This window comes from Streptomyces sp. NPDC127106, from assembly GCF_042677605.1.
In the GTDB taxonomy this organism is placed as follows: Bacteria; Actinomycetota; Actinomycetes; order Streptomycetales; family Streptomycetaceae; genus Streptomyces.
Genome location: NZ_JBHXTC010000039.1, coordinates 1 through 12792 on the forward strand (window position 1 = coordinate 1; position 12792 = coordinate 12792).

The window sequence follows — 12792 nt, forward strand, 5'->3', positions numbered from 1 at the left end:
ACACACCCCCGCCCGGCGCGGAAACCCCGGGCCCCCCACCCACACCGCTCCCATATAATCCCCCCCGCCCCCGGGCCCCACCGGGCCCCCTTGGGCGCCCCGGTTACCGAACCGGTCGCTGCGCTCCGCTCTCGAATTCCGTCCGGGTCGACGGCAGCGGCGCCGGCGGCCCGCACCCCGGTCCGTGCCGCGGGCGCGGGCGTCAACGTCGAGGCGGTGACGTGCGGGCGGCCTTGCCGGCCCCGCGGCGACGTCCGGTACCGGTCACTGCGGGTGACCGCGGTCCGGGCCGGGCGCCGAGACCAGCTTGGCCGAAAACGAACGGCACCGCACCCGAGCGCCGCCGTCGGGGGTGACGGCGGTGACGGCGGTGACGGCCGGGCCCGGGTGGCCCGGCCGTCCGGGGATCAGGGGGCCGCGGCCGCGGCGACCGGGTGCCAGAGGGTGTGGAAGGTGAGGCGGGCCGCCCCGACCTCGTGGCGCTGGGCGGCGTGGAGCACCCCGAGGGCGTACGCGGTCGCCGGGGCGATGCGCGGGGTGCGGGCGGCGGCGGCCGACGCGGCGGCCGCCTCGGCGGCGTCGAGGTGCCGGTCCAGGGCCTCGCCGGCGGCGGCCAGCCGGGCCGCGTCCTCGCCGAGGACCTCCTGGGCGTAGCGGTGGATCCGCAGGAGGCGGCCCACCTCGTGCCAGACGCCGTCGTGGTCGGACAGGTACGGGTGGACCTCTGCGGCGGGCGGGAGCGCGGCGACGGCCGTGGTGAGCCGGGTCCGGGTCACCTCGGCCAGCGGCACCAGCACGTCCTCGACCCGCCCCCGGGCGGCGATCACGTCCAGCGGGACCTCGGACGCCAGGACGGCCACCGCGTCGGCCACCGCGTGGAACCGGGACGAGCCCAGGGCGTGCAGCGTCGCGGAGTGGGCCCGGGTCCGGGCCAGGGTGAGCTGCCGCTCCAGCAGCGCGGCGGCCCGCGCCGAGCCCACGGTCAGCGCGCCCGGGGTGCCGCGTGGCGCGGGGACCTCCGGCGAGCCCGACAGCCGGTGCAGCGCGTCCAGCAGCCGGGTCAGCCGGGCGGCGTACGCGTGCTCGTCGGTCAGGGTCGAGGCCAGCCAGGCCAGCTCGCCGCCGAGCCCGTCGGCCCAGGACGAGTCGGTGACCGCGCGGAAGGTCGTCAGGGATCCGCTGATCCGGCGCGCAGCCCCCCGCAGGCTTCGCGCCGCGTCGGCGCCGTCCGCGGCGTCGGACCCGCATTCCTCGTGCAGCCTGAGGCCGCGCAGGAAAGCGGTGGCCTGGGCCCGCAGGTACGCGCCGAGCACGTCCCCCGCGGAGCCCCCGCCGCTCACGGTCGCTGTCAGGTCATGATTTGGCAGAGCCACGCCGGCGCCTCCGGGCGTCTATGAGCATCTCCTGAACGTGCCGCAGCGGCTGGCCTTCGTGGTCGGTGCTGTGCCGGGTCCATTCGCCGTCCGGGCCCAGGTGCCAGGAGGAGGTGGAGTCGGACATGCCGGTTTCCAGCAGCCGGTCCAGCGCCGCGCGATGGGCCGGGTCGGTGACCCGCACCAGGGCCTCGATGCGGCGGTCGAGGTTGCGGTGCATCATGTCGGCGCTGCCGATCCACACTTCGGGTTCGCCGCCGTTGCCGAAGGCGAAGACCCGGGAGTGCTCCAGGAAGCGGCCGAGGACGGAGCGGACCCGGACGTTCTCCGACAGTCCGGGGACCCCGGGGCGCGCGGCGCAGATGCCGCGGACCCAGATGTCGACGGGGACCCCCGCCCGGGAGGCCCGGTAGAGGGAGTCGATGAGGGCCTCGTCGACGACGGAGTTCATCTTGAGGCGCACGTACGCGGGGCGTCCGGCCCGGTGGTGGGCGGTCTCCTTGTCGATGCGGGCGATGAGGCCGTCGCGCAGCGAGCGGGGTGCGACGAGGAGGCGGCGGTAGGTCTCGCGGCGGGAGTAGCCGGACAGCCGGTTGAAGAGGTCGGAGAGGTCCGCGCCGACCTGCGGGTCGGCGGTGAGCAGGCCGAGGTCCTCGTACAGGCGGGCGGTCTTGGGGTGGTAGTTGCCGGTGCCGACGTGGGAGTAGCGGCGCAGCGTGTCGCCCTCCTGGCGGACGACGAGGGAGAGCTTGCAGTGGGTCTTGAGGCCCACCAGGCCGTACACGACGTGGCAGCCGGCCTCTTCCAGCTTGCGGGCCCACTTGATGTTGGCCTGCTCGTCGAAGCGGGCCTTGATCTCGACGAGGACGAGGACCTGCTTGCCGGACTCGGCGGCGTCGATGAGGGCGTCGACGATGGGGGAGTCGCCGGAGGTGCGGTACAGGGTCTGCTTGATCGCGAGGACGTGCGGGTCGGCGGCGGCCTGCTCCAGGAAGGCCTGTACGGAGGTGGAGAAGGAGTCGTACGGGTGGTGCAGCAGCACGTCCCGCTCGCGCAGCGCGGCGAAGATGTCGGGCGCGGAGGCGGACTCGACCTCGGCGAGGTCGCGGTGCGTGCCGGCGACGAACTTGGGGTACTTCAGCTCGGGCCGGTCGAGGGAGGCGATGCCGAACAGGCCGGTCAGGTCCAGCGGCCCGGGCAGCGGGTAGACCTCGGCGGCGGAGATCTTCAGCTCCTGGACCAGCAGGTCGAGGACGCCGGGGTCGATGGACTCCTCCACCTCCAGGCGGACCGGCGGGCCGAAGCGGCGCCGCATGAGCTCCTTCTCCAGGGCCTGCAGGAGGTTCTCGGCGTCGTCCTCCTCGACCTCCAGGTCCTCGTTGCGGGTGACCCGGAACATGTGGTGCGCGAGGACCTCCATGCCGGGGAAGAGCTCCTCCAGGTGCGCGGCGATGACGTCCTCCAGCGGGACGTAGCGCTGCGGGGAGGCCTCCAGGAAGCGCGACAGCAGCGGCGGCACCTTCACGCGGGCGAAGTGGCGGTGCCCGCTGACCGGGTTGCGCACGACGACGGCCAGGTTCAGGGAGAGGCCGGAGATGTACGGGAACGGGTGCGCGGGGTCCACGGCCAGCGGGGTGAGCACCGGGAAGATCTGGTTGCGGAACAGGGTGAAGAGGCGCGCCTGCTCCTTCTCGGTGAGGTCGGGCCAGCGGATGAGGTGGACGCCCTCTTCGGCGAGCGCGGGGGCGATGTCGTGCTGGTAGCAGGCGGCGTGGCGGGCCATGAGCTCGCGCGAGCGCGTCCAGATGAGGTCGAGGACCTCGCGGGGCTGCAGCCCGGAGGCCGAACGGGTGGCGACTCCGGTGGCGATGCGGCGCTTGAGGCCGGCGACGCGGACCATGAAGAACTCGTCGAGGTTGCTCGCGAAGATCGCCAGGAAGTTGGCGCGCTCCAGGAGCGGGGTGGTGGGGTCCTCGGCCAGCTCCAGGACCCGCTCGTTGAAGGCCAGCCAGCTGCGCTCGCGGTCGAGGAAGCGTCCCGGCGGGAGCTCCTCGCCGTCCTTGTCGTCGTAGGCGTCCATGTCGGTGTCGATCTCGGGGGCGAGGTCGGCTTCGAGGCCGCTGGCGTGCGGCCGGTGCGCGGCGATCGAGCCGAGCTTGGCGTGCGCGGCGGGTGAGCCGGCAGGGGCCGCGGCGGAGGTGGACGACGGGTGCTGGGCGGGGACCTCGGTGGGTCCTGCGCTGGGCTGGTGGCTCATGACTCCATTGTTCCGCGCACGCGGCAGGACGGGCGCGTCGGTCGGGGCCGCGGTCAGTCGGAGTCGGGGATGCATGCCCGGAGAGTCGCAAGCGCGTCTTAAGGTCCGGTGAATGGCGTATGGCTTCCAGGCTCCGGATCGCGCACGAGTACGTCAGCTTCGCTCCGGAATGCACCCGTACGAGCCCTCCAGTGCCCGGGAGGCCCGTACGGGTGGTGACGCTCAGCTTTCCGTTCGGTACATGAGGTCGACCTCGTGGGTGCTGAATCCGAGGCCCTCGTAGACGGCGAGGGCCGCCGGGTTGTCGGCGTCGACGTAGAGCATCGCGGTGGGCAGGCCGGCAGCGGCGAGGTGCTGGAGGCCGACCGCGGTGAGGGCCTTGCCGAGCCCGCCGCCCTGGGCGGCGGGCAGGACGCCGAGCACGTAGACCTCGCCGAGCTGCTCGGCGGCGTGGATCTTCGTCCAGTGGAAGCCGATGAGTTCCCCCTCCCGTTCGGCGAGGAAGAAGCCCTTCGGGTCGAACCAGGGCTGCGCCATCCGGTCGTCGAGGTCGCGCTGGGTCAGCGCGCCCTGCTCGGGGTGGTGGGCGAAGGCGGCAGCGTTGGCGGCGAGCCAGGCCGCGTCGTCCTGTCCGGGCACGAAGGTGCGGACGGTCACCCCGGGGAGCTGGGCAGGCTCGGGCAGCGGGGGCGAGTCGGGGCCGAGCGGGCGGCGCAGCTGGCGCAGCTCGCGGAAGAGGGTGAGGCCGAGGACCTGGGCGAGGTGGCGGGCGGCGGACTTGCCGCCGTGCGCCCAGACCCGGATCCGCTTGCCGGAGGCGGCGAGGAGGGCCGATCCGAGGGCCCGGCCGTGGCCGCGGCCGCGCAGTGCGGGGTGCACGACGAGTTCGGCGGCGGGTGCTTCCACCGGGTCGGTGTCCTCCAGTTGGCCGTAGCCGGCGAGCCGCCCCTTCTCGGTGAGCAGGAAGTGCCGGATGCCCTCGCGGCGGCCGCCGCGCAGCTGGAGCCGGCCCTGCTCGGAGACGGCGGTGGTGCCGTCGGTGCGGGCCGCGTCCTCGATCAGGGCGAGGACGGCGTCGGCCTGTTCCTCCGTCAGTTCGTCGAGGGTCTGGATCTGGCGTCCCGGCTCCAGGGCCGCTGCTGCGTCGTCAGTCATGTTCCGAGCGTACGGCGGTCGGGGGCGGGGGCGCTGGTGTCGGGGTGTTAACCAGCTCGATACCGCACCCCCCTGTTGGCGCTACGCGCGTTGACCGTAGGCTGCGCCAGACCTCCATGCTTTACCGCTGTTCATAAGGGGACAAAATGTCAGCGACGCCACAACGGCACCGCCGAACCCGCCGGTTGACCCTCCTCGCGGCGGCCGCCACGGCCGCTTCCGGTGCGTTGGTCGCCGCCGCACTGCCGGCCGGTGCCGCGAGTGGCGGCGGTGCGGGCAAGAGCCGCACCGTCGACGTGCAGCTGCTGTCGTTCAACGACTTCCACGGCACGCTGGAGCCCCCGCAGGGCTCCTCCGGCACCGTGACCGAACGTCAGGCCGACGGCACCACGAAGGCCATACCGGCCGGTGGCGTCGAGTACCTTGCCACCAGCCTGCGCGAGGCCCGCAAGGGCCACGAGTACTCCATCACCGCCGCGGCCGGCGACATGATCGGCGGCAGCCCGATGCTGTCCGGTCTGTTCCACGACGAGCCGACCGTCGAGGCGCTGAACAAGCTGAAGCTGGACGTCTCCAGCGTCGGCAACCACGAGTTCGACGAGGGCAAGCAGGAGCTGCGCCGCATGGCGTACGGCGGCTGCCACCCGGTCGAGGGCTGCTTCGAGATGGGCAAGGAGTTCACCGGCTCCGAGTTCCCGTACCTCGCCGCGAACGTCGTGGACGAGAAGACCAAGCGCCCGATGATGTCGCCCACCTGGATCTGGAAGAAGGGGGACGTCAAGATCGGCTTCATCGGCGTCACCCTGGAGGGCACCCCGGACGTCGTGACGGCCGAGGGCGTCAAGGGCCTGAAGTTCGGCGACGAGGTCGAGACGATCAACAAGTACGCCGCCGAGCTGAACAAGCAGGGCGTGAAGTCGATCGTCGCCCTGATCCACGAGGGCGGCCTGCCGGCGAGCGGCGCGTACAACTACGACTGCAACGTGCCGGGTGCCGGCGCCGGCATCTCCGGCGCGATCGTGGACATCGCGAAGAACGTGGACGCGAAGGTCGACGCGCTGGTCACCGGCCACACGCACCAGGCGTACGCCTGCAACATCCCGGACCCGGCGGGCAACCCGCGCGCGGTCACCTCGGCCGCCTCCCTGGGCCGCCTGTTCACCGAGACGACGCTGACGTACGACCGGCAGACCAAGGACATCGTCCGTACGCCGGTGTCCGCGCCGAAGCCGGTCAACAAGGTCGTCACCCGTGACGTGCCCAAGGCCCCGGACATGACCGAGCTGATCGACCGCTGGAAGGCGCTGGCCGCCCCGGTCGCGAACCGCCCGATGGGCTACATCTCGGCGGACATCCCGGGCCGCGGCCTGGACGCGCCGGAGAAGCCGCTCGGCGACCTGATCGCGGACGCGCAGCTGGAGGCCACGGCCCCGGCGGACAAGGGCGGTGCGCAGCTGGCCCTGATGAACCCGGGCGGCATCCGCTCCGACCTGGCCTACAAGGCCTCGGGTGGGGAGGGCGACGGCGTCGTCACGTACGGCGAGTCGTACACGGTCCAGCCGTTCAACAACCTGATGAACATCGTGGACCTGACCGGCGCGCAGCTGATCACCGCCCTGCAGCAGCAGGTCAGCGGCCCGGTCAACGGTGTGAACCCGAAGATCCTGCAGGTCTCGAAGGGCTTCACCTACACCCTGGACATGACGAAGTCGGGCGCGGACCGCATCGTCGTGGACTCGGTGAAGCTGAACGGCGCGGCGATCGACCCCGCCAAGACCTACCGGGTCGCGATGAACGAGTTCCTCGCGGGCGGCGGTGACGGCTTCACCGTCCTGAAGGAGCACAAGAACAAGCTGGTCGGCGTGGCCGACCTGGACGCCTTCAACGCCCTGCTGGCGAAGTCCTCGGCGGCGAGCCCGATCGCCCCGCCGGCCGCGGACCGCATCACCGTCGTGAAGTAGGCGACGCGGCTCCTGCCGTACCGCACGCCCGAGGGGCGGCGGGCCCGACCGGCCCGTCGCCCCTCGGGCTTTTCCGTGCCGGTGCGGCGGCCCGTGCCCGGTGGCACCCCCGTGGTCACGGGGCACGGGCCGCGCGGGATCACAGGCCCGCGAGGAACGTCCGGACGGCCTGGTGGAAGCCCTGCGGGTCCTGGAACGGCAGGAAGTGCTCGGTGTCCAGGCCGGTGTAGGCGGTGTTCGGGCGGCGGGCGACCATGGCGTCGGCCTGCGCCTGCGGCAGGGCCTGGCTGCGCCGGCCGTGGACGAGGAGGGCGGGGCAGGTAGTGGCCAGCCAGGCGTCCCAGTTGTCGGGGGCGGCCGCGGCGATGGTGTCGAGGACGTCCTGCGGGTGGAACGGCAGCCGCCAGCCGCCGCCGGGCAGCGGGCGCAGCGCGGGCTCGTAGGCGGGGGCCATCGCGCCGAGGGCGGCGAGGAGTTCCTCACGGGTGTCGGCGGTGTACGGCAGGCCGGTCAGGAACGCGAACCGGTCGGTGCCGCCCGGCGCGATCTCGACGGGGCCCTCGGTGTTGACGAGGGCGCTGACCCGGTGGGGCTGCCGGGCGGCGAGGTGGTAGGCGTTCATGGCGCCCAGCGAGAAGCCGACGACGGCGACGGAGTCGAGGCCGAGGTGGTCGAGGAGGGCGACCGCGTCGGACACGTAGCCCTCCCGGCCGTGCTCGGCGGCCCGGTCGGATTCGCCGTGGCCCCGCTGGTCGGGGGCGATGACCCGCCACTGGTCGCCGAGCACCTCGGCGAGGCCGGTCCAGGCGGCGGCTTCGGACATGCCGCCGTGCAGGGCGAGCAGCGGGCGGCCGGGGCCCCCGAAGTCCAGCCAGCACAGCCTGCGGTCGTCGATCCCCAGTTCGTGGCGCATGTGTGGTCCCCCGTCCGAGCCGGGGGCGGCGCGGTGCCGCCCCCTTCGCTGCCTTCAGCCTGCCAGTGTTTGGGCAAGCGCGCAATACGTGCGTCTTGGGCGGATGCGCAAAACATGACCGCGGCTACCATCCCGGCATGGGAAATCGCGAGGACCTGCTGGCCGGAGCACGCCGCTGCCTGGAGGAGAAGGGCTATCTGCGCACCACCGTGCGCGACATCGCCGCGGCGTCGAAGGTGAGCATGGCCGCGATCGGCTACCACTTCGGCTCCCGCGAGGCGTTGCTCAACCAGGCGCTCTTCGGCGCCATGGACGAATGGGCCGCCGGCGCGGGCCGGCTCACCGGGCAGGGCGACACCGCCGAGGAGCGGTACGCCGACACCTGGGACCGCAAGATCCGGGACTTCTCCGAGACGCGTTGGCTGTGGCTCGCGTCGGTGGAGGCCTTCGTCCACGCGCAGTCCTCGCCCGAGCTGCTCGCCGTACTCGCCGAGAGCCAGCGCAAGAACCGGCGGATGGTGGCCGCGGTGCTGCGCGGGGTGCCGGTGGAGGAGGTTTCCGAGGAGGACGTACGCGGCCTGGGCTCGCTGCACCTCGCCCTGCTCAGCGGGGTGATGGTGCAGGCCCTCACCGACCCGGAGGCGGCGCCGACCGGGCAGGGGCTCGTCTCGGGGCTGCGCGCCATGGTGGAGCTGCTCGACCGACCGGCGTCCATCGACGGGTAGTCAGCCGCGGTCCCGCGGACGGACAGGAGCAACTCGACGCGGGACGCCGCCGCCGTCCGCGCCGTCTTCGACGCTCACCCCGACCAGCGCGGCTGGCGGCCGCTGTTCCGGAGCGCCGCCACCCCGACGCCCACCCCCGGTCAGGCACGCGGCACGGTGGTGCTCCCGACGGACTCCCCGACAACCCCGCCGCGGCCCGGTGGCCTCACTCATCCGGCGCGACTGACGACCCCACCGCGGCAGCTCCGGCCCCGGCAGCTCCGGCCCCGGCAGCTCCGGCCCCGGCAGCCCCGGCCCCGGCAGCCCCGCTGGTCCTGCCCGCCCCGGCAGCCTCGGCGGCCGCCGCGGGGGGCGGCGTCGGCGCGCCAGGGATCCGCAGCACCGCCTCCGTGCCCGGGCCGCCGTCGCGGGGGGCCCGCAGCTCGGCCGTACCGCCCGCGCGCTGCACGCTGCGGGCCACGATCGACAGGCCGAGCCCGCTGCCGGGCAGCGCCCGGGCCGACGAGGACCGCCAGAACCGCTCGAACACGTGCGGCAGGTCCTCGGCCGGGACCCCGGGACCGCGGTCCCGTACGGTCAGCTCGCCCGCCCGCAGCGCGACGGAGACGACCCCGCCCGGCGGGCTGAACTTCACCGCGTTGTCGAGCACGTTGACCACGGCCCGCTCCAGCGCCGGCGCCTCGCCCCGCACGTACCAGGGGTCCAGGTCGGCCTCGAAGACCAGCTCCGGGCCGCGCAGCCGGGCCCGCGACAGCGCGGTGCCCGCGATCTCGTGCAGTGCCACGACCTCCAACCGGGCGGGCGGGCCCGCGTCCGGCCGGGACAACTCCTGGAGGTCGCCGATCAGCGAGGCCAGCTCCGTCATCTGCGCCGTGACCGAGGCCAGCAGCTCCCGCCGGTCCTCGGCCGGGATGGCCCGGCCGGTCTCCTCGCTGCGGGCCAGCAGCTCGATGTTGGTCCGCAGCGAGGTCAGCGGGGTGCGCAGCTCGTGGCCGGCGTCGGCGATGAGCCGGGCCTGCCGCTCCCGGGAGGAGGCCAGGGCCGCCGTCATGGAGTTGAACGACCGCGACAGGCGGGCGATCTCGTCGTCGCCCTCGTCGGGGATCCGCACCGTCAGGTCCTCGGTACGGGCGATGTGCTCGACCGCCCCGGTCAGCTCGTCCACCGGCCGCAGACCCGTCCGGGCCACCCACAGGCCGGCCGCGCCCGCACCGACCACACCGACCCCGCAGACCAGCAGCAGGACCCAGGTCAGCGTGGACAGCGGTTTGTCGATGTCGGCCAGCGGCTTGGCCACCGAGATGCCGAAGACCGGGGCGCCCGGCTGGGCCTGAGCCTGGAAGGTGAAGACGCGCATCCGGGTCCCGGCGGCGGTCTGGACGTCGTGCAGCACGTTCGACCGCCGCCCCGTCGCGACGTCCCGGTCGGCCGGCACCACCGGCAGGTCGGTGCGGCCGCCCACCCAGCAGTGGGCGCCGTTCGCCAGGACGATCTGCACGGTCGCGTTCAGGTTCCCGGCGACCTCGCGGGCCGGCCGGGCGGGCGCGGTGACGCAGACCCCGTCGCTCAGGGCCCGTACGACCTCCGCGTCCGGGTTCGTGGCCACCAGCGTCCGGTCCAGTTGCTCGCGCAGCTGCGTCCGCACCATGACCCACGACACCGCGGCCACGGCCGCGACGGCCACCGCCACCGCGACCGCCACCAGCAGGGCGAGCCGGGAGCGCAGCGGCAGCCCCCGGAACCGGGCGGCCGGGCTCACTCCAGCCCCCCGGAATCCCCGGCCCCGGCGGTGCGCAGGACGTACCCGACGCCGCGCACGGTGTGGACCAGGCGGGGCTCGCCGGCGGCTTCGGTCTTGCGGCGCAGGTACATCACGTACACGTCCAGGGAGTTGGAGCTGGGCTCGAAGTCGAAGCCCCACACGGTCTTGAGGATCTGCTCGCGGGTCAGGACCTGCCGCGGGTGGGCCAGGAACATCTCCAGCAGCGTGAACTCGGTCCGGGTCAGCTCCACCGGGCGCGCGGCCCGGGTCACCTCGCGGGTCGCGAGGTCCATCCGCAGGTCCCCGAAGGCGAGGTGGTTCTCGGGCGCCCGGGCCGGGCCGGGCACGGGCGCGGCGTACGCGCTGCGCCGCAGCAGGGCCCGGACGCGGGCGAAGAGCTCGTCCAGCTCGAACGGCTTGACGAGGTAGTCGTCGGCGCCCGCGTCGAGGCCGGTGACGCGGTCGCCGACGGTGTCGCGGGCGGTGAGCATCAGGATCGGGGTGGTGTTCCCGGCGGCCCGCAGCCGGCGGGCCGCGGTCAGGCCGTCCATGCGGGGCATCTGGATGTCGAGGACGATCAGGTCGGGGGCGTACGAGTCCGCCCGGTCGAGGGCGTCGAGCCCGTCGACGGCGGTCTGCGTCGCGTACCCCTCGAAGGCGAGGCTGCGGCGCAGGGCCTCCCGCACGGCGGGCTCGTCGTCGACGACGAGGATGCGCTGCTGGTCGTCCTCGACGGGCTTCATGCGGTCCCCCAGGGGTGGTGTACGGCGGTCGGCGGCCGGCGGTGGGTGCCGGCGGTGCCTTCCAGCGTCGCACGGCCCGCCGGTCAGGAGGCCGCGCCGAAGCCGTCGGCGGTGGACGACGGGGAACGGCCGCTGTCGCCGGCGGTGCCGCTTCCGCCGCTGCCGCCCTTGCGGAGGAGGTCCAGGTCGGCCTTGATCGTGTTGACCGGGATGGCGAAGCCGAGGCCGACGCTGCCGGCGGCGGAGCTGTCGGCGGCGGGCGAGTAGATCGCGGACGGCATGCCGACGATCTCGCCGTTGAGGTTGACGAGGGCGCCGCCGGAGTTGCCGGGGTTGAGGGAGGCGTCCGTCTGGATGGCCTTGTACGAGGTGGTGTTCGAGCCGGTGTTCCCGTTGAACTGGCGGCCGTCGAACGAGAACGGCCAGCCGCCGTCGCCGCCGCGCTGCCGCTGCGGCGCCTGCTGCTCCGACTTGGGCACGTTGACCTCGCGGTTCAGTGCCGAGACGATGCCGCTGGTGACCGTGCCGGTGAGGCGGTCCGGGGAGCCGATCGCGACGACCTGGTCACCGACCCGGACGCCGTCGGAGTTGCCGAGCCGGGCGGGCTTGAGGCCGGACGCGCCCTGGAGCTTGATCAGCGCGAGGTCCTTGTCCGGATCGGTACCGACGGTCCTCGCGGGGAACCTCCTGCCGTCGCTCAGCGTCACCTGGATCTCAGTGGCGCCGCTGATGACGTGGTTGTTCGTGGCGATCTCGCCGTCGGCGGTGAGGACGAAGCCCGAGCCGGTGCCCTGGCCCAATCCGGTGCGGGTGTCGATGCGCACGACGGAGGGGCTGACCTGCTCGGCGACCCCCGCCACCGTGCCGCTGTTGGACTGCGAGACGACCGTGCCGGTGAAGCCGCCCGCGACGCCCGGCCCGTCGCCGAGCAGCTGTTGGACGAGCGTGGCGGTGCCGCCGCCGATGACCGCCGCGGTGATCGCGACGGCGGCGAGCAGCGCCACCGGGCGCTTGGCCCGGGCGGCGTGTGCCGGACCGCCCGCGGGGGCCGCCGGGCCGGCCGGGGGGACGCTCTCGCCGCGGAGCACCGGCGGCTGGTGCGCCTCGAACCACCCGGGCGCCGGGCTGTCGGCGCCCGGCGGGTAGGCGGGCAGCGGCGGGTAGGAGCCGCCGAGAGGCGCGCCCCGGTACGTGCGGTTCTCCTGCGGGTACCCGCCCTCGCGGCGGAAGCTCTCGGTCATGTCCAAGACTCTGTCCGCGGATCATGAGAGCTTTCTGAGTGCCCGCTGAGAAGCGCGACAGAACCTCGTACCGACCGATATGAACCCGGCCCGGTGAACCGGGTTCATGAGGAGGGGCGGGAGGAGGAGCGGGTCAGAGGCAGCCGCAGGAGCGCCGGATCACTAGCGCCGACGGGAACTGCTTGAGCCGCTCCCGGCGTGAGCCGGTCACCCGCAGTCCGTCGTCGAGGACGAGGTCCACGGCGGCCCGCGCCATCGCCGGGCGGTCCGAGGCGACGGTGGTCAGCGGCGGGTCCGTCAGCGCCGCTTCCTTCACGTCGTCGAAGCCGGCGACCGCCAGCTCCCCGGGCACGTCGATCCGCAGCTCCCGGGCGGCCCGCAGCACGCCGATGGCCTGGTCGTCGGTGGCGCAGAAGATGGCCGGCGGGCGGTCGGGGCCCGACAGGACCTCCAGCGCGACCCGGTAGGCGTCGTACCGGTTGTACGGGGCCTCGATCAGGCGCCCCTCGACGGACCGGCCCGACTCCAGCATGGCCCGGCGCCAGCCCTCGACGTGGTGGGGGGCGGGGGGGCCGCCCCGCGGGGGGTTGTGGTTGGCGCCGGTGGGGGGGGCCGTGTGGGTGGCCGGGGTGTGGTGGTGGGGGGGGGGGGGCGGGGGGGCC

10 protein-coding genes are annotated in these 12792 nt (G+C 73.9%); 2 read left to right on the forward strand and 8 right to left on the reverse strand.

Annotated features, from left to right (window positions below):
- Positions 1-407: 407 nt before the first annotated feature.
- From ACFVGY_RS26825 to mshD, 3 genes are all read right to left on the reverse strand, one after another.
- Entirely contained in the window at positions 408-1373 is a 966-nt protein-coding gene (locus ACFVGY_RS26825; RefSeq protein ID WP_385681573.1) for a CHAD domain-containing protein, read from the reverse strand.
- Entirely contained in the window at positions 1354-3630 is a 2277-nt protein-coding gene (locus tag ACFVGY_RS26830) for an RNA degradosome polyphosphate kinase (RefSeq protein WP_385681575.1), read from the reverse strand. Before ACFVGY_RS26830 ends, ACFVGY_RS26825 begins: the two co-directional genes overlap by 20 nt.
- 222 nt (positions 3631-3852) lie before the next feature.
- Complete coding sequence (gene mshD, locus ACFVGY_RS26835) at positions 3853-4785, reverse strand: mycothiol synthase (protein WP_385681577.1); 933 nt, start codon at positions 4783-4785, stop codon at positions 3853-3855.
- A 146-nt stretch (positions 4786-4931) separates the two neighbouring features.
- On the opposite strand from mshD, the gene ACFVGY_RS26840 reads away from it, so the two are divergent.
- Positions 4932-6746, forward strand: coding sequence for a bifunctional metallophosphatase/5'-nucleotidase (locus tag ACFVGY_RS26840; protein WP_385681579.1), 1815 nt, complete (start codon positions 4932-4934; stop codon positions 6744-6746).
- A 139-nt stretch (positions 6747-6885) separates the two neighbouring features.
- On the opposite strand, the gene ACFVGY_RS26845 is transcribed toward ACFVGY_RS26840, so the two are convergent.
- Positions 6886-7659: an alpha/beta fold hydrolase gene (locus ACFVGY_RS26845; RefSeq protein ID WP_385681581.1), complete on the reverse strand. Its 774-nt coding sequence runs from the start codon at positions 7657-7659 to the stop codon at positions 6886-6888.
- A 137-nt stretch (positions 7660-7796) separates the two neighbouring features.
- On the opposite strand from ACFVGY_RS26845, the gene ACFVGY_RS26850 reads away from it, so the two are divergent.
- The gene (locus ACFVGY_RS26850) at positions 7797-8384 is read left to right on the forward strand and encodes a TetR/AcrR family transcriptional regulator (protein WP_385681583.1); all 588 of its coding nucleotides are present in this window, start codon (positions 7797-7799) and stop codon (positions 8382-8384) included.
- Positions 8385-8589: 205 nt separating this feature from the next.
- Here the strand turns inward: ACFVGY_RS26850 and ACFVGY_RS26855 are convergent, their stop codons facing one another.
- The 4 genes from ACFVGY_RS26855 to ACFVGY_RS26870 form a co-directional block, all read right to left on the reverse strand.
- Positions 8590-10143 carry an ATP-binding protein gene (locus ACFVGY_RS26855; protein WP_385681584.1) on the reverse strand — a complete coding sequence of 518 codons (1554 nt, stop codon included), beginning with the start codon at positions 10141-10143 and terminating at the stop codon, positions 8590-8592.
- Positions 10140-10889 carry a response regulator transcription factor gene (locus ACFVGY_RS26860; RefSeq protein ID WP_385681586.1) on the reverse strand — a complete coding sequence of 250 codons (750 nt, stop codon included), beginning with the start codon at positions 10887-10889 and terminating at the stop codon, positions 10140-10142. The genes ACFVGY_RS26855 and ACFVGY_RS26860 overlap by 4 nt, the downstream gene beginning before the upstream one ends.
- 83 nt (positions 10890-10972) lie before the next feature.
- Positions 10973-12130, reverse strand: coding sequence for a S1C family serine protease (locus tag ACFVGY_RS26865; protein ID WP_385681588.1), 1158 nt, complete (start codon positions 12128-12130; stop codon positions 10973-10975).
- 133 nt (positions 12131-12263) lie between these two features.
- Positions 12264-12792 (reverse strand): substrate-binding domain-containing protein (locus ACFVGY_RS26870; RefSeq protein ID WP_385681590.1); only part of this gene is annotated, 529 nt, incomplete at its 5' end.